At 67.6% G+C, this 23,257-nt stretch carries 27 protein-coding genes; 10 read left to right on the top strand and 17 right to left on the bottom strand.

What is annotated here, in order from left to right:
• Nucleotides 1-33: 33 nt before the first annotated feature.
• Nucleotides 34-231 carry a KTSC domain-containing protein gene (locus tag E6G92_10975; protein TMJ20242.1) on the bottom strand — a complete coding sequence of 66 codons (198 nt, stop codon included), beginning with the start codon at nt 229-231 and terminating at the stop codon, nt 34-36.
• A gap of 1 nt (nt 232) precedes the next feature.
• On the bottom strand, nt 233-703 hold the full coding sequence (locus tag E6G92_10970) for a nucleoside-diphosphate kinase (GenBank protein TMJ20241.1): 471 nt from the start codon (nt 701-703) through the stop codon (nt 233-235).
• Between the two features lie 122 nt (nt 704-825).
• Between E6G92_10970 and E6G92_10965 the strand changes: the two genes are divergently transcribed.
• Nucleotides 826-1,275: a biopolymer transporter ExbD gene (locus E6G92_10965; GenBank protein TMJ20240.1), complete on the top strand. Its 450-nt coding sequence runs from the start codon at nt 826-828 to the stop codon at nt 1,273-1,275.
• Nucleotides 1,276-1,338: 63 nt separating this feature from the next.
• Here the strand turns inward: E6G92_10965 and E6G92_10960 are convergent, their stop codons facing one another.
• From E6G92_10960 to E6G92_10915, 10 genes are all read right to left on the bottom strand, one after another.
• Nucleotides 1,339-1,848: a hypothetical protein gene (locus E6G92_10960; protein TMJ20801.1), complete on the bottom strand. Its 510-nt coding sequence runs from the start codon at nt 1,846-1,848 to the stop codon at nt 1,339-1,341.
• 122 nt (nt 1,849-1,970) lie between these two features.
• On the bottom strand, nt 1,971-2,156 hold the full coding sequence (locus tag E6G92_10955; protein ID TMJ20239.1) for a hypothetical protein: 186 nt from the start codon (nt 2,154-2,156) through the stop codon (nt 1,971-1,973).
• 87 nt (nt 2,157-2,243) lie between these two features.
• A complete protein-coding gene (locus E6G92_10950) occupies nt 2,244-2,696 on the bottom strand; it encodes a YaiI/YqxD family protein (protein ID TMJ20238.1) in 453 nt (150 codons plus the stop codon).
• A gap of 219 nt (nt 2,697-2,915) precedes the next feature.
• Complete coding sequence (locus E6G92_10945) at nt 2,916-4,697, bottom strand: isopenicillin N synthase family oxygenase (protein ID TMJ20237.1); 1,782 nt, start codon at nt 4,695-4,697, stop codon at nt 2,916-2,918.
• A 280-nt stretch (nt 4,698-4,977) separates the two neighbouring features.
• Nucleotides 4,978-5,376, bottom strand: a complete 399-nt coding sequence (locus E6G92_10940) for a DUF1801 domain-containing protein (GenBank protein TMJ20236.1) — start codon at nt 5,374-5,376, stop codon at nt 4,978-4,980.
• A gap of 69 nt (nt 5,377-5,445) precedes the next feature.
• On the bottom strand, nt 5,446-5,907 hold the full coding sequence (locus E6G92_10935; protein TMJ20235.1) for a pyridoxamine 5'-phosphate oxidase: 462 nt from the start codon (nt 5,905-5,907) through the stop codon (nt 5,446-5,448).
• Nucleotides 5,908-5,951: 44 nt separating this feature from the next.
• Nucleotides 5,952-6,590, bottom strand: a complete 639-nt coding sequence (locus tag E6G92_10930; GenBank protein TMJ20234.1) for a peptidylprolyl isomerase — start codon at nt 6,588-6,590, stop codon at nt 5,952-5,954.
• Nucleotides 6,591-6,722: 132 nt separating this feature from the next.
• A complete protein-coding gene (locus tag E6G92_10925; GenBank protein ID TMJ20233.1) occupies nt 6,723-7,421 on the bottom strand; it encodes a uracil-DNA glycosylase in 699 nt (232 codons plus the stop codon).
• A gap of 232 nt (nt 7,422-7,653) precedes the next feature.
• Complete coding sequence (gene recQ, locus E6G92_10920; GenBank protein ID TMJ20800.1) at nt 7,654-9,417, bottom strand: DNA helicase RecQ; 1,764 nt, start codon at nt 9,415-9,417, stop codon at nt 7,654-7,656.
• Between the two features lie 76 nt (nt 9,418-9,493).
• Nucleotides 9,494-10,033, bottom strand: coding sequence for a hypothetical protein (locus E6G92_10915; GenBank protein ID TMJ20232.1), 540 nt, complete (start codon nt 10,031-10,033; stop codon nt 9,494-9,496).
• A gap of 154 nt (nt 10,034-10,187) precedes the next feature.
• On the opposite strand from E6G92_10915, the gene E6G92_10910 reads away from it, so the two are divergent.
• Both E6G92_10910 and E6G92_10905 read left to right on the top strand, forming a co-directional pair.
• Nucleotides 10,188-11,063 (top strand): hypothetical protein, encoded by an 876-nt coding sequence (locus tag E6G92_10910; protein ID TMJ20231.1) that lies wholly within the window; start codon nt 10,188-10,190, stop codon nt 11,061-11,063.
• Between the two features lie 67 nt (nt 11,064-11,130).
• Complete coding sequence (locus E6G92_10905) at nt 11,131-11,871, top strand: carbonic anhydrase family protein (protein TMJ20230.1); 741 nt, start codon at nt 11,131-11,133, stop codon at nt 11,869-11,871.
• Here the strand turns inward: E6G92_10905 and E6G92_10900 are convergent, their stop codons facing one another.
• Nucleotides 11,872-13,698, bottom strand: a complete 1,827-nt coding sequence (locus E6G92_10900) for an ABC transporter ATP-binding protein/permease (protein TMJ20229.1) — start codon at nt 13,696-13,698, stop codon at nt 11,872-11,874. It abuts the gene before it with no gap.
• An 87-nt stretch (nt 13,699-13,785) separates the two neighbouring features.
• Between E6G92_10900 and E6G92_10895 the strand changes: the two genes are divergently transcribed.
• Nucleotides 13,786-14,070, top strand: a complete 285-nt coding sequence (locus tag E6G92_10895; GenBank protein TMJ20228.1) for a hypothetical protein — start codon at nt 13,786-13,788, stop codon at nt 14,068-14,070.
• On the opposite strand, the gene E6G92_10890 is transcribed toward E6G92_10895, so the two are convergent.
• Complete coding sequence (locus E6G92_10890; protein ID TMJ20227.1) at nt 14,054-16,141, bottom strand: TonB-dependent receptor; 2,088 nt, start codon at nt 16,139-16,141, stop codon at nt 14,054-14,056. The two genes, E6G92_10895 and E6G92_10890, sit on opposite strands and share 17 nt — an antisense overlap.
• A gap of 179 nt (nt 16,142-16,320) precedes the next feature.
• Here E6G92_10890 and E6G92_10885 point away from each other — a divergent pair, with 179 nt between their 5' ends.
• The 4 genes from E6G92_10885 to E6G92_10870 all read left to right on the top strand — a co-directional run bounded on the left by E6G92_10885 (nt 16,321) and on the right by E6G92_10870 (nt 19,877).
• Nucleotides 16,321-17,154, top strand: coding sequence for an SDR family oxidoreductase (locus tag E6G92_10885; protein TMJ20799.1), 834 nt, complete (start codon nt 16,321-16,323; stop codon nt 17,152-17,154).
• Between the two features lie 41 nt (nt 17,155-17,195).
• A complete protein-coding gene (locus E6G92_10880; GenBank protein TMJ20226.1) occupies nt 17,196-17,639 on the top strand; it encodes a hypothetical protein in 444 nt (147 codons plus the stop codon).
• A 374-nt stretch (nt 17,640-18,013) separates the two neighbouring features.
• Nucleotides 18,014-18,202 (top strand): PspC domain-containing protein, encoded by a 189-nt coding sequence (locus E6G92_10875; GenBank protein ID TMJ20225.1) that lies wholly within the window; start codon nt 18,014-18,016, stop codon nt 18,200-18,202.
• 340 nt (nt 18,203-18,542) lie between these two features.
• Nucleotides 18,543-19,877 (top strand): dicarboxylate/amino acid:cation symporter, encoded by a 1,335-nt coding sequence (locus E6G92_10870; GenBank protein ID TMJ20224.1) that lies wholly within the window; start codon nt 18,543-18,545, stop codon nt 19,875-19,877.
• Here the strand turns inward: E6G92_10870 and E6G92_10865 are convergent.
• Complete coding sequence (locus tag E6G92_10865) at nt 19,862-20,323, bottom strand: DUF2721 domain-containing protein (GenBank protein TMJ20798.1); 462 nt, start codon at nt 20,321-20,323, stop codon at nt 19,862-19,864. The two genes, E6G92_10870 and E6G92_10865, sit on opposite strands and share 16 nt — an antisense overlap.
• Nucleotides 20,324-20,406: 83 nt before the next feature.
• Between E6G92_10865 and E6G92_10860 the strand changes: the two genes are divergently transcribed.
• Nucleotides 20,407-20,763: a hypothetical protein gene (locus tag E6G92_10860; protein TMJ20223.1), complete on the top strand. Its 357-nt coding sequence runs from the start codon at nt 20,407-20,409 to the stop codon at nt 20,761-20,763.
• A gap of 210 nt (nt 20,764-20,973) precedes the next feature.
• On the opposite strand, the gene E6G92_10855 is transcribed toward E6G92_10860, so the two are convergent.
• Nucleotides 20,974-21,423 carry a hypothetical protein gene (locus E6G92_10855; GenBank protein TMJ20222.1) on the bottom strand — a complete coding sequence of 150 codons (450 nt, stop codon included), beginning with the start codon at nt 21,421-21,423 and terminating at the stop codon, nt 20,974-20,976.
• Between the two features lie 127 nt (nt 21,424-21,550).
• Here E6G92_10855 and E6G92_10850 point away from each other — a divergent pair, with 127 nt between their 5' ends.
• Nucleotides 21,551-22,096, top strand: coding sequence for a peroxiredoxin (locus E6G92_10850; protein ID TMJ20221.1), 546 nt, complete (start codon nt 21,551-21,553; stop codon nt 22,094-22,096).
• A 4-nt stretch (nt 22,097-22,100) separates the two neighbouring features.
• On the opposite strand, the gene E6G92_10845 is transcribed toward E6G92_10850, so the two are convergent.
• Entirely contained in the window at nt 22,101-23,051 is a 951-nt protein-coding gene (locus E6G92_10845) for a hypothetical protein (GenBank protein ID TMJ20220.1), read from the bottom strand.
• Nucleotides 23,052-23,257: the final 206 nt, after the last annotated feature.

The following is a 23,257-nucleotide window of genomic DNA, read 5'->3' as shown; positions in this document are numbered from 1 at the left end:
CATTTCGCTGGGATGCCGGCCACCGGTGGTCCCTCAACCGACCTCGGTGAATGGATAGGCATCGCGAATGTGCGCGTTGAAGTAACGGCCCTTGCTGAACGCGGCCTGGAATCCGTCGGCCCTGGATTGCGGAACGTCGCGATAGAGATAGCGCCGGCCGGTGGTGAAGACGATGTCGAGGATCTGCCGGTCCGGGTCGTAATGCGCCTTGCGAATCACGCTCGAGGGCATTTTAGCCTCTGTCGCCCGGCCCGACCGAAAGCAGCTCGATAATGGCTCCGCCGTCGAGCTCGACCGTTTCGCCCGGCAGCGCCCCGTCGAGGGCGCGGGCGAGCGGCGAGGTCCAGGAAAGCCGTCCCTGCGCGGGATCCGCCTCGTCCTCGCCGACGATCTCCAGCACCTGGACGGCGCCGCCCCGGCGGATCGTGACCTTGGCGCCGAAGCCCGCCGCCGCGGGATCGGGATTGTGCGGCACGGGATCGGCGGAGGCGCGGCGCTGGGTCCAATAGCGCAGATCGCGGCGAAGGACGGCCTCGTCGGCGGCGTCCTGTCCGGCGGCGAGGGCGGCCTCGAGGCGGTCGATTTCGGCGTCGATCAACCGCATTCCGCGCGGCGTCACCCAGTTCGGCAACGTGCTGACCGGCCGCTCCGGCGGGCCCGGCTCGGGTGCGTCGCTGTCTTCCTTCACGAAGGCTCGGCTCATCTCCACCTTCCTCGCCCTCAAACGCGCGTCCTGCAACAGATTTCCTTGCGATCCATGATAGGCTCTTCACGAAAGCGATGATATAATATAGCATCCAATCATTCGATGGAGGAGCTGAGGAAATGGCACGATCCCCGAGGCGCCGCGCGACAAGCTACATTCCGCCGCAATCGAGCTTCGCCCCGATCGCGGCGATCAACACTACGCCGCTGATCGACATGATGCTCGTAATCCTGATCATGGTGATCGTCGCCATCCCGCTCAGCAACCACAAAGTGCCTTTGGATCTGCCGGTTCCCGGGCCGGGCGCCGCGCCGCCGCCTGTCCATGTGCTGGCGATCGCTCCCACCGGCGCGCTGGCCTGGGACGGCGATCCGCTGGGGGCGAACGAGCTCGGAGCGCGGCTGGCGGCATTTCGGGCCGATCCGTCGCGGCCCGTGCTGCAACTCGATGCCGACGGCGAGGCGCGCTACGAGCGGGTCGACGAGGTGCTCGGCGAGATCGCCCGCGCACGAGTCACCCGGCTCGGTTTCGTGGGCAACCAGCGCTTCGCCGAAACGCTCGATCGCTAGACCATGATCGTTTCAGGCTGAATCGGCCTGAAACGTGAATCATGGTCGCGCTATATCTGGAGCCTAGCGGGGAACTTCGATCGTCGGACCCAGATTCTGGATCACCTGCCGGGCATCGAAGCTCCGGTTGCCCTGAGGCGCGCCGCGCTGCAGCACGATCTCGGCATTCGCCTCGAAGCGCTGGACGGTGCTGATGTCGACGGAATTGGCCCAGAACGGGCCGCCGTACCAGGGATCCCAGGCGCGCCAGCCGTAAGGCCCGCCATAATAGCGCCAGGACGGGCGCCAATAGCCATAGGGTCCAGTCGGGAACGGATCGGGATAGACCCGGGTCTCGACGTTGCGGTCGGTCGCGTGGTCGACGATGGTGAAACTGTCGAAGCCGTTCTCGAGCGTCAGCTCGGCGGCGCGGTAGAGCAGATAGTTCTCGACCCGCTCGCGCGAGGTGAGGCTGTTGCCGGCGAAGAAGACGCGGTAGCGGTTGGCCTCGATCCGCTGGCTGGCATAGCCGCCGGCCGAGCCGGTGAGCGGCTGATAGGGGGTCGGCGTGGCGCAGGCCGCCAGCGCGAGGATCGCCGCCGAGCCGAGGGCGAGAAGGGCGCGGCGGGGCCCTGAAGTCTTTGAGTTCATGACGTTGGTCCTGCCAAGGGGGTGCGTGGCAAGGAACCCGCGCGGGCGCGCGAGGTTCCCGCGCCCTAGCGGCGGCTGCGGTTGGGCGCGTTCGGCTCGGTCTTGATCGCCGGAGGCTCGCCTTCGCCCTGGGCGGCGGCGCCGAACAATTCCCGCGAGCGTGCAACCAGCCGCCTCGACTTGGCGAGGCCGGCCTTGATCGACTCGCGGAGCTCCGCGAGCTTCTCGCTTTCCTTGTCCCGCTTGACCACGCAATCTTCCCGGCTTGACGGCTATTAACCTAGATCAAGGTTAAAGGTTCCGCCCGACGCGAGAATCAACGATGAATCAGCGGCAGGTCATCCGCGCGTGAGCTTCACCAGCGCCTCGTCCAGCGCCTGGAGGAAGCGCGAGCGGTCCGCTTTGGCGAAGGGCGGCGGACCGCCGATCCCCTCGCCCAGGGCCCCGGCGCGCAGATCGGCCATGATCGCCCGGGTGGCGATCGCCGCGCCGATCGAGGCGGTAGTGAACGGCTTTCCGGCCGGGCCGATTACCACCGCGCCGGCCTTGAGGCAGCGGTCGGCGAGAAGGATGTCGGCGGTGATCACCACGGCGCGCGCGTCGGCGGCCTCGGCGATCCAGTCGTCGGCCGCGTCGAAGCCGTCCGAGACGACGACCCGGTCGATCAGCGGATGATCGGGCACGCGCAGCCGGCTGTTGCTGACCACCGCCACCGGCACTTCGTGGCGCCAGGCGACCCGGTAGACCTCGTCCTTTACAGGGCAGGCGTCGGCGTCGACCAGGATGCGCACGGCGATCGCCGCGCCGCCCCGCTTAGCGGCTCGCGTCCTTGACCAGGCCCTTCATCGTCGGCTGCGAAGCGTTCGTCTTGGGCTTCTCCGCCTTGGGCTTGCGGACTTCCTTGTTCGATTTCTTCTGTCCCTTGGCCATCTCATCGGTCCTTCGTTCTGGTGATCCGCGCAGGCATAACGGCTTTCCGCGCCAAAGGCTCACGCAAATCGCGCGGCCAATCAGGCCTCGCTCACGGCATAATCGTCGCCGTAGAATTTGGCCGTGCTCGCGGTGTGGAAGGCGATCGCCTTGACCGGTGGGTATTTGGGCGTCCCGAGGCCAGGCAGAACCTCGAGCAGCTCATCCTCCCACAGATAGACGGCCATCGGGAAGGAGACGCGCGCCAGCGCCCGGTGCGATCCGTCGCGCGGCTTGCCGACGCGGTGGGTGGTCGAGGGGTAGAGGTCGTTGGAGAGGCGCTGCATGTAATCGCCGGTGTTGATGACGATCGATCCCGGCGGCGCGTTCAGCCGCACCCACTTGCCCGTGCGGTGGTTCCACACCTGAAGCCCCTCCATCCGCGAGGCCGGAAGGAGGGTGAACAGGTCGACATCCTCATGGCCGAGCAACCGTCCGGCCCCGGAGCGGTCCTGATCCTCGGTGAGCGGCGGATAATAGTTGAAGCGAAGCCCGAAATTGGTTCCGTCCAGCCTGTCGTCGAGCAGGTGCGGATCGCAGCCGAGCCCCTGGAGCATGGCCTGGGCGATCGGCTTGAACAGCGCTTCGTGGGCGAGGACCAGCGGGCGGATGCCGGGCTCGAGGTCGGCGCTCGGCCAATAATCCTCCGCCCGGAACGGCGCGTCGCGCGGCTGCGCAATGTCGAACGCGCGCCGGCACCAGACCCAGCCCTCGACCAGATCCGGATGGATCTCGCTGGTCTCCTCAATCGGAAAATAGCCCTGGCTGACCGAGCCGTGCCGCGCGGCGCGGAAGCGCATCTTCTCCTCGAGCGGAGTCGCGGTGAAGAGGTCGAGGATTCTTTCCTCCATCGCCTCGTAGAGCGCGGGATCGACGCCGTGCCCGGTCAGCACCGCGAAGCCGATTTCCTTGAGCGCCGCGCCGAACGCCTCGGCGAAGCGCGCCTTGTCCGCCGCATCGCCGCGCAGATACGCGCCGAGATCGAGCGTCGCGATCTCGTAATCCTCGTCGAACGCGTCGCCCTCATGCTCGGCCAGGCGATAGGTGTGCGCCTTGGTCACCTGGTCGTATTTAGCGAAGTCGCGGTTGAGCGCCTGCGTGTCGGTCATGGCAAAGCGACCGCGGCCGTGGCCCCCTCGGCCTTGTGCTCGCGCCGTCCCTTCACCGCGGCGATGATCAGCACGCTCGCCGTGTAGAGCACCACGGCGATCACCATCCAGCGCAGCCAGAAAACCGGCATCTCCTTGACGATGAACGCCGCCACCAGCACCGCCGGAATGCCGCCGATGGCGAGGCCGAGGCAGACCCGAAGGTCGACCTGGCCGATGCCGATATGCTTGACGCTCGCCCCGACGCCCATCAGCGAGGCGCCGGTCGCCATCACCGGGAAGCTGGAGCGCGGGTTCATGCCCATCAGGCCGAACATCACCATCATCGGCGCGTAATTGCCGACCCCGAAGTTCATCAGCACGCCGAGCACGAAATTGACCACGATTGCGATGACCGTCAGCAGCGGCGACACTCCGGTCGCCGTGCCGCCCGCCGGGATCAGGTCGAGATTGGTCATCGCATAGGCGCCGGCGGCGAGCACCAGGCCGACGGCGACGACCAGCTGCACGATCCACACCCGCGCCCTGACCACCAAAGGCGCGCCGAGCAGCCCGCCGAGCACGTTGGCGATGATGCAGCCGACCAGCAGCACCCAATCGACCTCGACGATGCTCATATAGATGATCGACTGGACCATCGCCTGAGCGGTCAGGCCCACGAGCAAAGTCGGCGGGATCAGCCGGTCGGGCACCATCTTGCGGAAGCGAAGCCATGCCGTGGTCGGCGCGAAGCAGCCGATCCCGAGCGTGTCGAAGAAGCTGACGATTGCGCCGAGCGCGAGCGCCTCCGCGGTGGGGGTGGCGCGCTTGGCGAGCGCGGCGCGGCCGAGCGCGAAGCCGTAGAGCAGGATGCCGAGCCCGAGCGGGACGAGGATGGCAATCAGCATCGGCGCGTTTCCCCCGAGCGCGGTGTGAGGTGGGGTTGGGGATACGCCTCAATTGGAGGGCGGGGCAATGGGGCGACTGCTAGGTTCGACCTAAGCTTACCGGCCCTTTACCGGAGCCCCGCCGCCCGCGCCGTGTTGAGCGCCGCCGCCGCCCGGACCAGGGCTTTCAATGCCTCCCCGTCGACCGCCTCGCCCTCTTTCACGTCGATCGCCCGCCGCGTGCCGCCGTCCAGGCTGGCGTTGAACAGGCCCGCCGGATCGTCGAGCACCGCGCCGTGGGCGAAGGTCAGCTTGACCTTGTCCTTGTAGGTCTCGCCCGTGCAGAGGATTCCGTCATGCTCCCACACCGGAACGCCGCCCGGGTTGGAGGGCTTGCGCCACTTCACCGCCTCGACCACCTCCGGATCGGCCTCGCGGATCAGCGCGCGCAGCCGCGCCAGCGTCTCGCCGCGCCAATCGCCCAGCGAAGCGATCTTCGCGTCGATCAGCTCGGATGGGTCTTCCATGGCTCTGCTCCCTCCTCGCTCAATAGCTTCGGAGGAGACGGCGCGCCAGAAGCGCGCGACCGTGGCGCGTCAGGGGCCGCCGACGAACGCCCCGCGCTCGAGCAGCAGCTCGCCCGCATCGCCGCCGTCCCAATAATGCGCCCGCTCGCCATGGACCTTGATCAGCACCAGGCCCGGGGTGTCGATCCCTCGCTCGAACCAGAGGTCGAGCCCCTTCGTCCAATGCTCGGCGAACTGCCCCTTGTCGCGGATCAGCGTCGCCCGGCCCTCGACGGCGAGGAAGAAGGGGCGAAGCCCGAGCATCCCCGCCTTGCCTTGATAGGCCAGGCCGACCTGCGGGTTCGCGGCGATCTCTTCGACCATGCGCGTGTCGTCGCAGGTGAAGAACCAGCTGTCCCCGTCATAATCGACCTCGCGGTTGTTGCTCATCGGCCGCGAGGCGATGGCGCCGCTTTCGGTGCGGGTGGAAAGCATGCAGAAATCCAGGTCGCGCATCTTCTCCGCGATCTCGGCGAGCGTCCTGTCGGCCATGTCCCTCTCCTTCGCCGCCATAACGAGCAAAGGGCGGCGCGGGTTCAGGGAAGGCGGCGCGCGGTCCGGATCGCGACCGGCGCCGCGATCATCTGCCCGCGCATCGCGCCGCTCCCGGCATTAGGAATCGTCGGCGCGGCGAGAATCCGGCGAACCGCCTCCATCCCCTCGGTGACATGACCGAAGGCGGCGAAGCCCTGATCCGATCCGTGCGCGTCCATCTGAGGCATCGCGTCGGTGGTGATGAAGAACTCGCCCATCGCCATGCCTGGCTCGGAACGCGCCATGGAGATGGTGCCCGGCCCGTGGCGGATTCCGGTGTGGCTGGTCGGCTCGTGAGCGATCGGCGGAAGCATCCGGCGGTAGTTGCGGCGGATGCCGCCCTGGATGAAGCCGCGCTCCTCGAAGCCCCGGGTGCGCGCCGCGCGGTAGAAGGTGGTGCCGTCGAAGCGATGCTCGTCGACGTAGCGGACGAAATTCTCGACCGTGACCGGGGCGTGGGCGTGATCGAGCTCCAGCGTGATCGGCCCGGCTTCCGTTTCGAGCCTCACCCTCACGCTATCGCCCAGCGGCGCCCGGACCGCCTCGTGTCCGGCGGCCGCGTTGGCGATACTCTGGTTGGGCGCTTCGCCGCCGCACGCGGCGAGGGCGAGGAGGGCGAGCGGAAGGACGGTGCGAATCATAGCGTGCAGTGTAGAGCGCGGTCTCCTTCGCTTGAACCGTCATTGCGAGGAGCGCAGCGACGAAGCAATCCAGTGAGCGCCGACGCCGCACTAGATTGCTTCGCTTCGCTCGCAATGACGACGATGGGACCATCAGGCGCAGGCGGGAAGGGCCCAGTCGATCGGCGCCAGCCCCCGGCTCTCGAGGAAGGCATTGGCTTTCGAAAAATGGCGGCAGCCGAAGAAGCCGCTATAGGCCGAAAGGGGGCTCGGATGCGGGGCCTTCAGCACCAGATGCCGCCCGCCTTTCTCGATGCTGTCGACGAACGCCGCCTTCTTCTGCGCGTGGCTGCCCCAGAGCATGAACACGACCGGCTCTTCCTTTGCGTTGACCAGCCGGATCACCGCGTCGGTGAAACGCTCCCAGCCCTGCCCCTGGTGGGATGCGGCGCGGCCCATTTCCACCGTCAGCACCGCGTTGAGCAAAAGCACGCCCTGCCGCGCCCAATGTTCGAGGAAGCCGTGCCGCGCGGGCGCGATGCCGAGGTCGCTCTCCAGCTCCTTGTAGATGTTGACCAGGCTCGGCGGCGTTCGGACGCCCTCGCGGACCGAGAAGCACAGGCCGTGGGCCTGGCCCGGCCCGTGATAGGGATCCTGCCCCAGGATGACGACCCGCACCTCTTCCAGCGGAGTCAGGTCGAGCGCCCGGAACCACTCGCCGCCGGCCGGGAAGATGCGCTTGCCCGCCTGCTTCTCGCCGACCAGCCAGCGCCGAAGCGCGCGCATGTAATCGCTGTCGAACTCGCCTTTGAGCGGCTCCAGCCAACTCGGGTGCAGCTTCACCTCGCCCATGCGGGCTTCATTGTCCGAAGGGCGCTTGCGCGCAAGCCTGTGCGAGCGCCCGCACCCGATTTGGAAACGGTGCGCGCGAGCCCAAGAGAGTCACCCCGGCGCAAGCCGGGGCCCATGAGCCGAAGCGGTCGAGGGAGCGCGGCGGCGACTTCGTCCCATCCTCACACGCCGCGTTCATGGGTCCCGGCCCCAACCGGCCAGCAGGAAATCCGTATATGGGGTCGGCCCGGGCTCAGCCCTCCCAGCCGGCGACGACCTCGACGAAGGCGTTGCCGTAGCGCTCCAGCTTGGCCGCGCCGACGCCGGAGACTCGCGACAGAGCGTGGAGCGTGGTCGGCTTCAATTCGGCCATCTCGCGCAAGGTGCTGTCGTGGAAGATGACGTAGGGCGGCACGCCCGCCTCGGCCGCCAGCTCGCGGCGCCGGGCGCGCAGCGCCTCGAACAGCGGATCGTGCGGATAGTCCCTGGCCGTGCGGTCGCGTCGCCGCGACCGCTTCGGCGGCAGCACGACCTCGACCGTCTCCAGGCCCTTGAGGATCGGCCTGGCGGCGGGACCGAAGGAAAGGCCGCCATAATCGTCGGCGCGCAGCGCATCGCGGGCAAGCAGGGCGCGGGAGACCGGCTTGACCAGCGCCAGCTCGCCCTCGTCGGCGATTCCGAACACACTCAGCCGGTGATGGCCGAAGCCCAGCACTTTGTCGGTCTCGCGCCCGGCGAGCACGTCAGTGAGGTGGCCGAGGCCGAAGCGCATCTCGGTTCGGAAGGCGGCGGAAAGCAGCTTCCGCGCGGTCGTCGTCGCGTCGATCGCCTGCGGCGGGCTCAGGCAATTGTCGCAATTGCCGCAAGTCCCCGGCGGATCCTCGCCGAAATGGCGCAGAAGGATGGCGCGCCGGCACCCGGCGCTCTCGACCAAAGCGGCGAGCGCGTTGAGCCGCTCGCGCTCGCCGCCGCGCCGCCCCTCCTCGATCTCGGTCTCGATCCGCCGCCGGGCGCGGGAGAAATCCTCGGCGCCCCAGAACAGCCAGGCCTCGGCCGGCTCGCCGTCGCGGCCGGCGCGGCCGGTCTCCTGATAATAGGACTCGATCGATTTCGGGATTCCGGCATGGGCGACGAAGCGGACGTCGGGCTTGTCGATGCCCATGCCGAAGGCGACGGTGGCGACCATCACCATGTCCTCGGACGACACGAACGCCGCCTGGTTGCGCGCGCGGATCTGCGGCTCGAGCCCGGCATGGTAAGGCAGCGCCGGCCGTCCCGTGGCGGCGAGCTGCTCGGCGAGTTTCTCCGCCTTGTCCCGGCTCTGCACGTAAACGATTCCGGCCCCCGGCTGGTCGGCGAGCAGCGCCTTGAGCTGGGCCGCGACCCCGTCGCGCGGCCGCACGTGATAGCGGATGTTCGGCCGGTCGAAGCCGGCGACGATCAGGCCGTCCTCCGGGATTCCGAGCTGGACGAGGATGTCGGCTTGCGTGCGCTCGTCGGCGGTTGCGGTCAGCGCAAGCCGCGGCACGTCCGGGAAGGCGTCGAGCAGCGGCAGCAGCAGGCGGTAGTCGGGCCGGAAATCGTGCCCCCATTCGGACACGCAATGGGCCTCGTCGATCGCGATCAGCGCCAGCTTCACCTGACCGATCAGCTCGCGGAAAGCGCCCCCCGTCGCCCGCTCCGGCGCGACGTAGAGCAGCTCGAGCTCCCCGCGCTTCAGGCGCTCGATCGTCTCGCCGCGATTGGCGTCGGCCGAGGTCAGCGAAGCGGCACGAAGCCCGAACGCCTCGGCGGCGCGGATCTGGTCGTGCATCAAGGCGATCAGCGGCGAGACGACCAGCACAATCCCGTCGAGCGCCAGCGCAGGAACCTGGTAGCAGAGCGATTTGCCGGCCCCGGTCGGCATTACGGCGAGCGTGCGCCGAGCGGCCATCACCCGCGCGATGACGTCTTCCTGGACGCCGCGGAAATCCGAAAAGCCGAACGTGTTGCGAAGGATCTGGAGGGGCGATGTCACCGCGCCTCCAAAGCCGCCGGGCGAGGCAAAGTCGAGTCGCATCGGCACATTATAGTTCGGAACACATATAGAACAACTATTCGCAGGTCGCCGGATCGCCTTCATTCCAGGGGACAAGCGCGAAATCGGTCAATTCGAGGCGGTCGATCGGGTGGGGCCAGTGCTCGTAGCTGCGATTGGATGGCAGCACGACGCACACGTCTGTGGGCCGCGTCTGGCCGTCGCGGGTCATCCGCGCCCGGTAGAGCAGCGCCGCCCCGTAGCCATTCTCGACGATCAACAGCGAGTGCCGCCCGGCGATGCTCATGAAGCGCAGATGGACCGCGTCGCGCGCCACCGGTGGCGGCGGGGCGCTTGCAGGCGCGCTCGGCAGCGGCGACGCCTCCGGCACCGGCGCATCCGGGATCGGCCGGCCGACGAGATGGCGCGCAGCGGCGAGGTCGTGCGGCGTCCATTCACCCCGCCCGCGTTGAACGACGCGGGCCTCGCCCTTCCCGGCCACGGTCAGCACGGCCGACTGGCCCGGGGTGAGCGCGACGATCGAATCCGCTTGCGCGAAGGCCGGCGCGTAACAGGCAAAGCTGGTTGCCGCGATGATGGCGAGGCCGAACCGCATGTCTCTTCCCTCCCTTGCGCTCTTCAGAAAGCCCTATTCGCAAGGATGATCAAGCCTTTCCGCCCCAATCCCGCCGCAATCGCACGCCAGCTTTTCGCGGGGCGCATTGGTGGGAGATCTGGCGATGATCGGACGGCGCTCGATAGTCTTTGCCTTGGCAATTCTGTTGCTTGGGGCGCGTCGGCCCGAGCAGGAGCTGGTGGTCGCTCCGGACGGCATCGTGCCGGCGACGGTCAACGGCGTGCCGGGCCGGCTGCGGATCGATCCTGCGGTGCCGGCTCTGCCTCTGCTCTCCACGCGATGGGCCAACCAGGCCGGGCTCAACCCCGGTCCCTTCGCCTTCGCTCTCCTGGTCGGGCCCCGGCAGGTCGACGGAGTCACGGCGATCGGGCGGATCGGCGTCGGCGAGGGCGGCGAGATTCGGCGGCGGCGGATTGGCTGGACCCGGATCGACTATACCGAGGCCGCCGACGGTGTGATCGGCCCCGGAGGATTGCCCCAGCGCGTGATCCGTTTCCAGCTGCGGCCTTCGCTGCCGGGCGAGCGCACCGTCGCGCTTCCGCTGGCCGACGAAGGCGGGCTGCTCGGCGGCTGGGGCCATAGCTATGCGGTGATCGATCTTGGCGGCGCGCCGCTTCGGATCGGCTTCAACCCCCATCATCCGCGCACGCTCGCTTCGGCCGGAGCGGGCGTGCGCCTGGCCGCTTCGCACGATGCCCGCGTCGCCGGCGAAACCGAGCAGGTCGAGATCGCCTTCGGCATCGCCCGCCCGGTGAGGACTTTACGTCTCGGCCGTCCGCTTGAGATCGGCCCGCTGTCGATCGGCGCGCTTGGCGTTCGCACGTCGGATTTCGGCAATGCCGGCTCGATCCGCGAGGAGGGCGGCGATCCCGACGAGATCGTCGTCACCGCCGACCGCCACCGCAACAGCGACCGCGATCGGATTTCGATCGGCGCGGATTTCCTCGCGCGCTGCTCGAGCCTCGTGTTCGACAAGCCCGCCCGGCAGGTTCGGCTGACCTGCGCCTGATCTAGGGTCTGTCCCCGATAGCGGTCCTTGCCGCCGCGGCCTACGCCTCGATCGAGGAGGTCGGGGAATGCGCCAGTCTCGCCCGCACGTCGCTCTTGGGTTGCTGATCGCGGTCCTGGCCGCACCGGCCGCCTCGGCGCAGAGCCACGAAGCGTCCGGGCCGCAGTCGCCGATCGACATCGACCGGGCCCATAGCTGCGTCGCGGCGCTGCCGCCCCTCGTCCTCGCCCGGCGTTCGCCGGTCACGGAGGTGTGGCGCAACACCGGTTCGCCCGACCACGAGGCGACGATCCGGGTCAGCGCCGATCCACCCGCCGGAACGCTCGAGCTCGACGGCAAGAGCTACGAGCTGCGCCAATATCATTTCCACACGCCCGCCGAGCACAGGATCGACGGCGCGGTCGCCGCGATGGAAATCCATTATGTCTTCGAGGCGGCCGACGGATCGTTGGCGGTCGTCGCCCGGCTCGTCGACGAAGGCGCCGCCAGTGCCGAGTTCGATCCACTGCTCGCCGCAATGCCCAGCGGGCGTGACATGTCGGTGACGATCCATTCCGCCGATCCGCTCGGCCACGTGCTTCGCCCTTGGCTCGAGCGGCCGCGGACATTCCGCTACCTTGGCTCTCTGACGACGCCGCCCTTCACCACCGGCGTCAACTGGATCGTGCTTGCCGACCGGATCACGTTCAGCGGCGCACAAATGGCGCGGTTCAAAAACATCTTTCCTCACGGCAACATCCGCCCGGTCCAGCCGATCGAGGGCCGCACGGTCAGGACCGACGTGGCGGGATTCTCGAGGCCCTGCTGACTATTCGGCCGCGGCCTGCGCTTCCTCTTCCTCGCGCTCGCTTTGCTGGCGCGTCCACATGTCGGCGTAGAGGCCGCCGCGGCGGAGCAGCTGGGCGTGGGTGCCGCGCTCGGCGACCTGGCCCTCGCTGAGCACGACGATCTGATCGGCATCGACCACGGTCGACAGGCGATGGGCGATGACGATCGAGGTGCGCCGCGCGGCGACGCCCTGCAAGGTTTCCTGGATCGCCGCCTCGGTGCGGCTGTCGAGCGCGCTGGTGGCCTCGTCCAGGATCAGGATCGGCGGGTCCTTGAGCAAGGTGCGGGCGATCGCCACGCGCTGCTTCTCGCCGCCCGAAAGCTTGAGCCCGCGCTCGCCGACCATCGCCTCGTAGCGCTTCGGCAGGCTCATCACGAAATCGTGGATCGCCGCGCCCTTGGCGGCCGCCTCGATCTCGGCCTCGCCCGCGCCTTCGCGGCCGTAGCCGATATTGTAGCCGATCGTGTCGTTGAACAGCACGGTGTCCTGAGGAACGATGCCGAGCGCGGCGCGCAGGCTCGCCTGGGTGACCTTGGAAATATCCTGCCCGTCGATCGTGATCCGGCCCGACATGGGCTCGTAGAAGCGGAACAGCAGGCGCGAGAGGGTGGACTTGCCCGCGCCCGACGGCCCGACGACCGCGGTCATCGTCCCCGGCTTCACCTCGAGGTCGATGCCCTTCAAGATCTCGCGCCCGGGATCGTAGCCGAAATGCACATCCTCGAAGCGGACATGGCCGGCGGCGACGGAGAGCGCGGGCGCCCCCGGCACGTCCACCACCTCCGCCGGCGTGTCGATCAGCGCGAACATCGCGTCCATGTCGATCAGGCCCTGGCGGATCGTGCGGTAGACCATTCCGAGCAGGTCGAGCGGGCGGAAGAGCTGGGCGAGCAACGTGTTGACCACCACCACGTCGCCTGTGGTGAAGCGGCCCTTGCTCCAGCCCCAGACCACGAAGCCCATCGCTCCGGCCATCATCACGTTGGTGATCAGCGATTGGCCGACGTTGAGCCAGGCGAGGCTGGTCTCGTTCTTCACCGCCGCGTCGGCGTAGCGCCGCACCGCCCGGCCGTAGCGCTGCGCCTCGCGATCCTCGGCGCCGAAATATTTGACCGTCTCGTAATTGAGCAGGCTGTCGACCGCGCGCGCCACCGCGCCGGTGTCGAGATCGTTCATCCTGGCGCGAAGCTTGGTCCGCCAGTCGGTGACCATCCGCGTGTAGCGGATATAGGCGGCGACCATCACGCAGGTGGCGACGACGAGGCCGAGGCCGAACTTGATCCAGAACATCGCCAGGACGATGGTCAGCTGAAGCACCGTCGGCGCGATGTTGAACAGCAGGAAATAGAGCATCATGTCGATGCTCTTGGTGCCGCGCTCGACGATCTTGGTGACCGCTCCGGTGCGCCGCTCGAGGTGGAAGCGAAGCGAGAGATCGTGGAGGTGGCGGAAGGTCGTCTCAGCGAGCCGCCGCGTGGCATCCTGCCCGACCCGCTCGAAGATGCCGTTGCGCATATTGTCGAGGAGGACTCCGCCGAAGCGGGCCGCCGCATAGGCCGCGACCAGCGCTATGGCGATCGCCGCCGCGGGCTCCATTCCGGCGGTCATCCGGTTGATCGCCGCGCCGTAAGCGAGCGGCATGACCAGCGTGGTGATGCAGATCGAGACGACGACCAGCAGCAGCGAGAAGACGACGCGCGCTCGCAGCGCCGGCTCGCCCGCTGGCCATAGATAAGGGAGGAAGCGCCTCAGCGCGGCGAAGCCGGGCTCGGCCTTCGTTTCCGTCTGATCCTCGTCCTCGGCCATCCTGTCGTAGATAGGGGCGCTGGGCCCCATCCCCAAATCGGCGGTGAAACGAGTGGAACGTGCGATGGGCTCAAGCATTGAGCGCTCATGGGACCGGCGCTCTACCTGATCGCGATACTCGGCTGCGGCGAAGGCGATGCTTCCTGCCAGGAAGTCCAGATCGCCGAACCGCGCTACGCCAGCGAGGCCGCCTGCGCCGCCGCCACCGCGAGCGTGCTCGAGCGCTACGTGGACCTCGCTTATCCCTCGGTTGTCGCCCAGTGCCGCCCGGCCGGCGCCGTGCCGGCCCAGGTTCGGGGCCGCGACGTGCTTTTGCCGGAGCCGGCCCCCGCACGGCCGCAGCGCTTCGCCGACGCTAGATCGTCCCGGTAATCGTCAGGCTGAAGATCGGGCCGTAGAAGCGGTCCCGCGCCTCGGTGGCCAGCGGGCCGTTGGTCCTGAGGCCGTTGTAGAACGTGCGCGTGAAGCTCTCGTTGGTGTCGAGGAGGTTGTCGACCGCCGCGCGAACGGTCAGCCCGAATACGTCCTTGTGCTCGACGAAGGCGCCGAGGCTCCCCGGCGTGTCGAGGAAGTGCCAGCGCTGGTCGAGCCGGTAGAGCGGCGCCTGCCGATATTGGAAGAAGCCGCCGCCATAGGCCCAGTCGGTACGCGGGATATCGTGGCGGAAGCTGATGTCGATCTGCCGGGTCGTATTCTCGTTGATCGGCCGGCGCTCGCCGGTCAGTGGATCGGTAAGCCGGCTCTGCTGGAATTGCAGGTTCATGTCGATCTTGGCGCCGGGCACCCCGATCGGATCGAGGTTGAACGTGCTGGTCCATTGCACGCCAAGCACCGTGGCCGTCCCCTCCAAATTGCCCGGCGATTGGCCGCCGCCCACCGGAATGATGTCGACGATGTCGCTGATCAGCCGCCCGTAGATCCTCGCGGTCGCCGTGCCCCAGCGCCCAAGGTTGCGGGTCGCCTCGATGCGTGCGTCCCAGCTCTGCGGCGGCACGAGATTGGCGTTGCCGGCGTTCTGCGTTCCGGAGCTGACGTTGCCCGAGGCGACGAAATCGAAGAAGTTGAGCTGGCCGACGACGCGCTCGATGCGGGCGCTGACGTCGAGCCCGGCGCGCGGGCGCCAGGCGAGGTTGAGATAGCCCTTGGGCCGGTAGAAGGTTCGGCTGAGCCCGTTCGGCCCGCTCTGGCTAAGCTGCGAATATTCCCCGCCCAGCGAGGCTTGCAGGCTCAGCTTGGGAGACAGCGGCCGGCCGTAGGTGAGGCCGATCTCGGCCCGCTGTTCCTCGACCGTCGCCGCCGAATCCGGGAAGGGCACGTTGATGAAGTCGCCGCCGGAGTCTCGCGTGTAGAGCGCGTTGACGACGTCGAGCCGGTTGAGCACGCCTTCCAGGCTCACCTGCCAGTCGGCGCCGCCGCCGCGCCAGCGAAACTCGCCGCGCCCGATCGTCTCGCTCTCGTCGGCGAGCTGGGTGAAGCGCTGGCCTTCGGCCGGCGTCGCATCGGCGAACGTCTGGATCAGCGTCTGCCTGAAGTCGGTATGGGTTCCGCGGGTCACTCCGATCAGCTTCAGCCGCCCGCCGATCAGGCCGAGCTCGTAATCGCCGCCAAGCTCGAAATTGTGCTGGCGGTTGCGCTCGACCAGGTTGCGGTTGCGGTCCGGCTGGCCGGGGCCGGAGCGCAGCGAAATCTCCTCGAGGTCCTGCGGCGAAATCCCGAACAGCATGTTGAGGTTGAGCACGGTGTCGTTGCCGAAGGCGCGGTGGAGCGTTCCGCTGAGCCGCACCCGCTCGCCGTTCACGCCGAGCACCTCGTCGCGAACGTCGAGGATGTCGCCGGCGGGGTTGGTGACCAGCTCCGGCCCCGCATTGCCGTTGCGGAAACTGTCGTTGCGCAGGCTGAGCGTATAGTCCGTGCCGCTCAGCGATCCGTTCAGCGAGACTTCGCCGCTGGTCAGCCGCGCCGGGGTGCGGTGGGCGCGGATCTGGGGCCGCCAGATATAGTTGCCGGAAAGGCCGCGCGAGAGCGTGATCACGTTGGCGACCTGCCCGCTGAGGCCGGGAATGTTCAGCGTCGAGCCGTCGACGACCTCGATCCGCGCGACGTTGGCGGCGCTGATCCGGCGAAGCTCGGTGAAGATGTCGGTCGATTTGCCGGAGAAGCGCTCGCCGTTGATCAGCACGTTGCCGGTCGCCTGCCCAAGGCCGCGCCGTTCGGTGTCCGCCTCGTCGATGGCGAAGCCGGGCACGTTGCTCAGCATGTCGAGTGCGTTGCGCGGGTTGAAGCGGGCGAAGTCCGCCGGCGTGTAGGTCCGCGTGCCGCTCGCCGGCGCGGTCTCGCCCGCGGGAGGTGGCGCGTCCGCATTCTGGGCGAAGGCGGCCGATGTCGAGCTCAGCAGCGCCACCAGGAGCAGGTGACGGCGCGCGTGAAAGACAGGCGTGGACATTCGTGACCCCCGGTTGAGCCCGCTACATTTGTAGCATGTAAGATGAACGCGAGCCTAACGAGGCGTGGTGCGCGCGGCGCTCATGGCTGGGAACGCCCTTTCGACCAAGCGGTTTTTCCCTTCGACTACCGATGCGAAGGAAAAACGCGATGAGCGGAGCCGAAACGGAAATTGTCGAAATGGTTCGGGAAGGCGATCTTCCCGGTCACGAAAGCGAGCTCGAGCCCAAGCCGGATTGGGAGCCGCGCTATCCCGGCTCCGGGCGCCTGGCGGGCAAGGTGGCGCTGGTCACCGGCGCCGACAGCGGCATCGGCCGCGCGGTCGCCGCTCTGTTCGCGCGCGAGGGCGCCGACGTTGCCATCCTCTATCTGTGCGAGCATGACGACGCCGCGAAGACGAAGCGGATCGTCGAGGCCGAAGGGCGCAAGGCGGTGACCATCGCCGGCGATCTCGGCGACAAGGATTTTTGCGACCGCGCGGTGAAGGAGGTCGTCGAGAAGCTCGGGGGGCTCGACATCCTCGTCAACAATGCCGGCGAGCAGCATCCCGACAAGGACATCACCGACATCAGCGAAAAGCAGCTGAAGCGGACCTTCCAGACCAACATCTTCTCGATGTTCTTCCTGACCCAGGCCGTTCGCCCGCACCTCAAAAAAGGGTCGGCGATCGTCAACTGCACCTCGATCACCATGTATCAGGGATCGAAGGAGCTGCTCGATTACTCGGCGACCAAGGGCGCGATCACCGCCTTCACCCGCTCGCTCTCGGAAAATCTGGTCGGCGAGGGAATCCGAGTCAACGCAGTCGCCCCAGGGCCGATCTGGACCCCGCTCAATCCGTTCGGAGGCTCGACGCCGGAGAAGATGAAGGATTTCGGCAAGGACACGCCGATGGGCCGGCCGGGTCAGCCGAACGAGGTCGCTCCCGCGTTCCTGTTCCTCGCCTGCGAGGATTCAAGCTACATGTCCGGGCAGGTACTCCACCCCAACGGCGGAACGGTTGTCGGAAGCTGAGCGCCGACCTATAGCTACGGGAACCAATGGGGGAGGGATTGATGCGCGCTGTTCTCGGGATCGTCGCCGGCCTGATCGCCGGCTATCTCGTTCTGATCCTGATCGGCATAGTGGCGGTCGGCGCCACCTATTCGGTTCCGCATGACGTGAACCTCTACAACAGTCGTCAAGTGGTCGAATTGGTGCTGAACATGCCTGCCGGACCGAAGATCGGCCTGCTCGTCGCCATCTTCGGCGGCACGCTCGCTGGGGCCGCGCTCGCCAAGCTTATCTCCCGCCAAGCGTGGCCTGCCTGGACGGTGACAATCGTCTACGCGATCCTCGCAGGACTCGGTGTGATGCCATTTCCGATAGCAGCATGGATGCAGGCGGTTACCGTCGCCGCGCCGCTGCTCGGCGGCCTTATCGGCAACCATCTGGTCAAGACAGCGCCGACTGTCGTCGAGCCCGTCGGAGCGAGCGAGCCCGCGCCGCCCGCGGCCTGATCGGTCAAAGCCCGCCATCGTTCGCAATCGGACGCCAATTCTTGGCGCAATTTGCCGTGAGTTGGGACTCGTAAATCCAAGGTTCATCGGGCGATGCACCGGAAACGGCGAATTTTCGCCGTTTTCCGCACTTGGCACGGCGGATGCATATCTTTTGGCATGACCCCGGGATGGTCCCGAGGTCGACCAAAGGAGACAAGAAATGACCCTTTCCATCCACAGCCTGCAGACGCTGGCTTTCTCGCTCGTCGGCGCGCTGGTCGCTTCGAGCCTGTTCCTTTCCGCCGCGATCGGCCCGGTTCCGGTCATCTGATTGACCGGACCGGACCCGGTCCTGCGGGACCCTCCACACCCACTCATTCGGACTTGAAACGATGAACAGCAGCTACGCCCTCGACAAGAGCAACGCTAAGGCCCTCGGAGTCTGCGCCGGCCTCGCCCGCACCACCGGCTGGGACCCGCTGGTGATCCGCGTCGGCGCGATCGCCGCCACCCTGCTCCTTCTCGGGCCGGTCGCGATCGTCATCTATCTCGCCACCGCCTTGCTGGCCGAGAGCCGTTGAGCCATGGCCCGCCTGTTGCTGATACGCCTCGCCGAGGTCGCGCCGATGATGATCGCGCTCGGCCCCGTCGCCGGCATCGCCTGCCTGGTCACGGCCTTCCTGGCCGACCTGCGCCCGGCGCAAGCCTCTAGCTGATCGGCAGGAACAGGCCGAGGATCGCCAGCGCGAGCGCCATCGCCGAGACGATCAGCGCCACCCGCGCCAGCTGGGCCGCCTGCCCTCCATTCTCATCCATGCGCGCACAAAGCGCATAACCGCCGCAAAGTTCAACCTGACAGCCGCCGCGCGTGCCACTAGGGTTTCGCCCGGGGCGCCGCCGAAGAGCGCCGGGGAGGGGACGATGGCGAAGCCCGCGCGGCCGTTCTGGCGCACGCTCTATTTCTGGGTGCTGGTCGCGATCGCCGCCGGCGCCCTGCTCGGCTGGCTCTCGCCGGAGACCGGGCGGGCGATGAAGCCGCTCGGCGACGGCTTCATCAAGCTGGTCAAGATGATCATCACCCCGGTCATCTTCCTCACCGTCGTCACCGGAATCGCCGGAATGGCCGATCTGAAAGCCTTCGGGCGCGTCGGCGCCAAGGCGATGGGCTATTTCCTCGCCGTCTCCACCTTCGCGCTGGCGGTCGGCCTGATTGTCGCCAACCTCGTCCGGCCCGGGGCGGGACTGAACGTCGCTCCGGCCGGCCTGAACCCGGCCTCGGTCTCGACCTATGTCAGCCAGGCGCACGAACAGAGCGTCACCGGTTTCCTTCTCCACATCATACCCGACACGCTGGCCAGCGCGCTCACCGGCGGCGAGATCCTCCAGGTCCTGCTCGTCGCCATCCTGTTCGGAATCGCCCTCGCGCAGCTGGGCGCGGCCGGCGATCGGCTGCTCGACCTGCTGCGGACGCTGACCGCGGTCGTCTTCAGGATCGTCCACATCCTGATGTACGCGGCGCCGATCGGCGCATTCGGCGCGATGGCCTTCACCATCGGGCAATACGGAATCGGCACGCTCGCCAACCTGGCCGCCCTGGTCGCCACCTTCTACGCGACGGCGCTGCTGTTCGTGATCGTCGTGCTCGGCCTGATCGCCCGAGCCGCCGGTTTCTCGATCTTCGCGCTGGTCGGCTACATCAAGGACGAGCTTCTGCTCGTGCTTGGCACCTCCTCCTCCGAAAGCGCGCTACCGCTCCTGATGGAGAAGCTCGAGCGCGCCGGCTGCCCCAAGCCGATCGTCGGCCTGGTCGTCCCCGCCGGCTATTCGTTCAACCTCGACGGCACCAACATCTACATGTCGCTTGCCGCCTTGTTCATCGCCCAAGCCTGCGGGATCGACTTGTCGCTCGGCGATCAATTGCTGCTGATGGCCGTCGCCATCCTCTCCTCCAAGGGCGCCGCCGGGGTGACCGGCTCGGGCTTCATCGTCCTCGCCGCCACCCTTTCGGTGCTGCCCGCCATCCCCGTCGCCGGCATGGCTTTGATCCTCGGCGTCGACCGGTTCATGAGCGAATGCCGAAGCCTCACCAACTTCATCGGCAATGCGGTGGCGACGATCGTCGTCGCCCGCTGGGAGGGCGCGGTCAGCCCGGCGCAGCTCGCCGCCGCGTTCCATGGTCAGGGAGCGGAGCTCACCGAGGCTGAAAGCGACGCGCTTCAGATCGCGGGAAAGAGCGACGTTCAGCCGCGGCGGTGAGGCATCAGCGCGCGCCGCACGCGGAGCGATCGGACGGCGAGCCGCACCTCCCACAGGAACAGGATCAGGCCGAGGATCAGCAGCAGCATCGTCAGCACGAACAGCCAGGCGACGGGCCGGCCGAAGGCCGCGTCGGCAAGGCTTCCGGTGAACATCAGGGCGACGGTGACGCAGACGAACAGGGCCGCCGCGGTGCAGGCGGAGAGCGAGAGGTTGACCACCGTCATCCGCTGGTCGAGCAGCCTCAGCTCGGCCGTTGCCGCGGCCCGCGTCTCCTCGTCGAACGAGGCGAAGTCGCGCTCGAGCATGCGCGCGCGCTCGACCACCCGCGCCAGCCGCCCGGCGAGAACGTTGAGGATCGAGCCGATGCCGGCAAGCAGGAAGACCGGCGCGACGGCCAGCTGGATCTGGTGAGCGATGGTCGAGACGGCGGGGCCGGGATCCATCGCTCCGGGGTAGCCGCTCGCGGCATTCGTGATCAAGCGATCAAGCTTGTCCGGGCGGCCAAGCCTGCACTATCCTTCGTGCCATGATCCGCGCGCTTGGCATGGGCCTCTGCCTCGGGATGATCGCGGCCGCCGGCGCCGCGCAGGCACCAGCGCCGCGCTTCGACGGCATATGGGATCTGACCTGGCAGACGCGGCATGGCCCCGAACGGCGCGGATATTTCGTGCTGCGCCGGCAGGGTTCGGCCCTGCGTGGCCAAATTCACGGCCAGGGCAGCGTGACGGCGAATGGCAGCATCGAGGGCAATGGCTTCGTCCTGCGCGGCAGCCGGATGCTCGTACCCTACCGGATCGAAGGCCATGTGAGCGGCGATCGGATGGAAGGTGCGCTCAAGGTGATGAGCGTCGACCGCCGCTTCACCGGCGTGCGGCGCCCATGAGGCCTTGGCGCAATTGGAAAAGCGTCCGGCCAACCAGGAGAGTCATCCCGGCGAAGGCCGGGACCCATGAACGCCGCCTTCGAGGTAGAGGCGATGTCGCCGCGGCCTGCTCACAACGGCTTCGGTTCATGGGCCCCGGCCTTCGCCGGGGTGACTCTGAGAATGTCGGGCGGGAATCCGGCCAGCGCGAAGTTCCGACGGAGTATCGACCTACGGCCCCACATCCTCTGCGCTGCAGCCGGCGGCGCCCGGGTTGCGCCAGCAACGCAGCGCGGCCTCGACCGCCTCCTGAGTCGGCGGCGGGCCTCCGGCGAAGGCGAACTCGATGATGAGGGCGCCCGGCTGCTCCTCGGCATCGTCGTAGATGTTGGGCTCGTTGGCGCCCTCGGCGTTGCGCACCAGCAGCCGGCGGTAGCGTGCGAGGTTGGCGGGGCGGACGACTCCCGAGGCGCACAGATGCGAGGCGGCGGAAGCAAAGAGGGCGCCGGTCTGCTGCGCCGAAGCGGCGGCGCCGCTGTGGCCGGCGCCGGCGAAGGTCTCGGAGTCGGGCGATGCCGGGAGCGAAAGGTGGCAGGAAGCCGCCGCGCGCGGCTGGGCCGAGTGCCCCGGGGAGACGGCTACCGCGCCTGCCAGAGCCAAGCCGATTAAGGCGATACGCATGTCCACTCTCCCCAGCCGAAGGGCCAGAGGCAGACTAGCACTGCCGCCGGCGACCGCCAATGGCGGCTGGCGACATCCGGCCTTTGCGCCTATCGTGCCGCCGCATCCAGCCAGGGAGTTTTCCGCCATGCGTTTCGGTTCCGCTCTTGCCGCGCTTTCCCTCGCCCTTCTTCCCGCCGCGGGGCTCGCCGCCCTCGCCGTCGGCACCGCCGCTCCCGATTTCACCACATCCGGCGCGCTTGCCGGCCGTCCGTTCCAGCTGCACCTGCGCGAGCAGCTGCGCCACGGCCCGGTCGTGCTCTATTTCTATCCGCGCTCCTTCACCCAGGGTTGCACGCTCGAGGCGCATGCCTTTTCCGAGGCGGCGCTCGAATTCCGCCAGCTCGGCGCGCGCGTGATCGGCCTGTCCGCCGACGATTACGACACGCTTCGGCGCTTCTCGGTCGAGGCCTGCCGAAACGCCTTCCCGGTCGCCACCGCCACTGCGACGACGATCCGCGCCTATGACGTGCTTCTGCGTCCCGGCCAGCCGATGACCAACCGCACATCCTTCGTCATCGCGCCCGACGGGCACATCATCTACGCTTATTCGGATCTCGATTATCGCAACCACGTGGCCAACACGCTCGCGGCGGTGCGCGAATGGCGCGCCCGGCAGCGGAGGCGCGGCTGACCCGCTAGCGGGCGCAGGCGCGAATGGCCGACGCGCTCCCGAACGGCCGCAGCCGTTCGGCGGCGACGCGCTCGATGAATGCGGGCAATTCCGCGGCGGTCAGCGTGAGCATCGTCGGCTGGTTCGGCAGGCTGCGCCCGCTGTGACGGAAGATGGCGACGCTGTAGTCGCCGGCCACTGCACCGTGGAGTCGTTCGACCGATCGCCCGAAGGCGTTGGTTTCCGGCTGGGTAGGAAGCTGCGAAACGCCGCGTATCCTGGCCAACAGCGCCGCGGAGCCTTCGTCGAGATGGCCACCACCGTCACCGATGATGAAGGCAAACGAATGGCCTTGCGCATCAACGACGAGGCCGACGTCGCCGGGCGTGGCATCCCAAGGCAAATGCCGAAATGCTCCGGGGATTACGAAATAAGGTATCTGGAGAGAATCCAGTTGCCCCTCCTGTCGCCTGGCCCAGTCCGCCGGACGAGGCCCGGATGGTGCCGGGTGAACCGACGTTTCACTAACGAACCAATCTTGCGCCGGCGCGGGCTGGAGCCTCACATTTGGGGTGCCGCACCCGGACCCGCCGAGCCCGATGCTGCACATCACACGGCCGAGATGTTCGGTCTGTCCGTCCCAGCTTCTAAAAGCGGCCTTGCAGAAGCTCGCGCATTCTCCGCGGTTTCGACCTCGGCAGCGCGGCGGCTCCAGGGGTCCTAAGCCATTGCAAATATTTTCTGTGCCCTGATCCTGGACGCCGTAGGCTCGCGGCGACCCGTCAATGTCGAGCTCGATATTGCCAGTCCTGAACAGCAACGTATCGTTCATCAGGAATATGGGCCGGTCGATCTGCTTATCGACGAAGTGCGCAAGAGGACTTCGGCCGGAGCAAGCAGAGTTCTGCGCACCTATTTCCGCAGACGAAGCTATGGTGGCGGCAATAGTCATGAAAAGCAGGAGTGACCGTTTCATGGCACTTACCCTCGAGCGAGTCCGATCGTTTTCTACAGCAGAAGCCTATGCCTGAGAAGTTGAAACGAAAGTTATCGCTCCAAGCATGGGATCGCGATCGCCAGTCGACACCTCATGGCGTAGCGCCCGCCAAGCGCTGCGTTGGTCATCGCTTGTCGTTCGCCGCCTTCAACGGCAATAAGTAGAGGATCGGCAAGCTCGGGGCG

The organism is Alphaproteobacteria bacterium (assembly GCA_005883305.1).
Taxonomy (GTDB): Bacteria; Pseudomonadota; Alphaproteobacteria; order Sphingomonadales; family Sphingomonadaceae; genus Allosphingosinicella.
The sequence above is the reverse complement of the archived record's forward strand: the minus strand, read 5'-3'. Positions and strand labels throughout refer to the sequence as shown.

What these genes read in the sequence shown, in the direction of transcription:
- E6G92_10975 (TMJ20242.1), bottom strand. Translation starts at nt 231, where the DNA reads ATGCCCTCGAGCGTGATTCGCAAGGCGCATTACGACCCGGACCGGCAG.
- E6G92_10970 (TMJ20241.1), bottom strand. Translation starts at nt 703, where the DNA reads ATGAGCCGAGCCTTCGTGAAGGAAGACAGCGACGCACCCGAGCCGGGC.
- E6G92_10965 (TMJ20240.1), top strand. Translation starts at nt 826, where the DNA reads ATGGCACGATCCCCGAGGCGCCGCGCGACAAGCTACATTCCGCCGCAA.
- E6G92_10945 (TMJ20237.1), bottom strand. Translation starts at nt 4,697, where the DNA reads ATGGCTTCGCTTCCGCAAGATGGTGCCCGACCGGCTGATCCCGCCGAC.
- E6G92_10940 (TMJ20236.1), bottom strand. Translation starts at nt 5,376, where the DNA reads ATGGAAGACCCATCCGAGCTGATCGACGCGAAGATCGCTTCGCTGGGC.
- E6G92_10935 (TMJ20235.1), bottom strand. Translation starts at nt 5,907, where the DNA reads ATGGCCGACAGGACGCTCGCCGAGATCGCGGAGAAGATGCGCGACCTG.
- E6G92_10930 (TMJ20234.1), bottom strand. Translation starts at nt 6,590, where the DNA reads ATGATTCGCACCGTCCTTCCGCTCGCCCTCCTCGCCCTCGCCGCGTGC.
- E6G92_10925 (TMJ20233.1), bottom strand. Translation starts at nt 7,421, where the DNA reads ATGGGCGAGGTGAAGCTGCACCCGAGTTGGCTGGAGCCGCTCAAAGGC.
- E6G92_10915 (TMJ20232.1), bottom strand. Translation starts at nt 10,033, where the DNA reads ATGCGGTTCGGCCTCGCCATCATCGCGGCAACCAGCTTTGCCTGTTAC.
- E6G92_10905 (TMJ20230.1), top strand. Translation starts at nt 11,131, where the DNA reads ATGCGCCAGTCTCGCCCGCACGTCGCTCTTGGGTTGCTGATCGCGGTC.
- E6G92_10900 (TMJ20229.1), bottom strand. Translation starts at nt 13,698, where the DNA reads ATGGCCGAGGACGAGGATCAGACGGAAACGAAGGCCGAGCCCGGCTTC.
- E6G92_10895 (TMJ20228.1), top strand. Translation starts at nt 13,786, where the DNA reads ATGGGACCGGCGCTCTACCTGATCGCGATACTCGGCTGCGGCGAAGGC.
- E6G92_10890 (TMJ20227.1), bottom strand. Translation starts at nt 16,141, where the DNA reads ATGTCCACGCCTGTCTTTCACGCGCGCCGTCACCTGCTCCTGGTGGCG.
- E6G92_10885 (TMJ20799.1), top strand. Translation starts at nt 16,321, where the DNA reads ATGGTTCGGGAAGGCGATCTTCCCGGTCACGAAAGCGAGCTCGAGCCC.
- E6G92_10880 (TMJ20226.1), top strand. Translation starts at nt 17,196, where the DNA reads ATGCGCGCTGTTCTCGGGATCGTCGCCGGCCTGATCGCCGGCTATCTC.
- E6G92_10875 (TMJ20225.1), top strand. Translation starts at nt 18,014, where the DNA reads ATGAACAGCAGCTACGCCCTCGACAAGAGCAACGCTAAGGCCCTCGGA.
- E6G92_10870 (TMJ20224.1), top strand. Translation starts at nt 18,543, where the DNA reads ATGGCGAAGCCCGCGCGGCCGTTCTGGCGCACGCTCTATTTCTGGGTG.
- E6G92_10865 (TMJ20798.1), bottom strand. Translation starts at nt 20,323, where the DNA reads ATGGATCCCGGCCCCGCCGTCTCGACCATCGCTCACCAGATCCAGCTG.
- E6G92_10860 (TMJ20223.1), top strand. Translation starts at nt 20,407, where the DNA reads ATGATCCGCGCGCTTGGCATGGGCCTCTGCCTCGGGATGATCGCGGCC.
- E6G92_10855 (TMJ20222.1), bottom strand. Translation starts at nt 21,423, where the DNA reads ATGCGTATCGCCTTAATCGGCTTGGCTCTGGCAGGCGCGGTAGCCGTC.
- E6G92_10850 (TMJ20221.1), top strand. Translation starts at nt 21,551, where the DNA reads ATGCGTTTCGGTTCCGCTCTTGCCGCGCTTTCCCTCGCCCTTCTTCCC.
- E6G92_10845 (TMJ20220.1), bottom strand. Translation starts at nt 23,051, where the DNA reads ATGAAACGGTCACTCCTGCTTTTCATGACTATTGCCGCCACCATAGCT.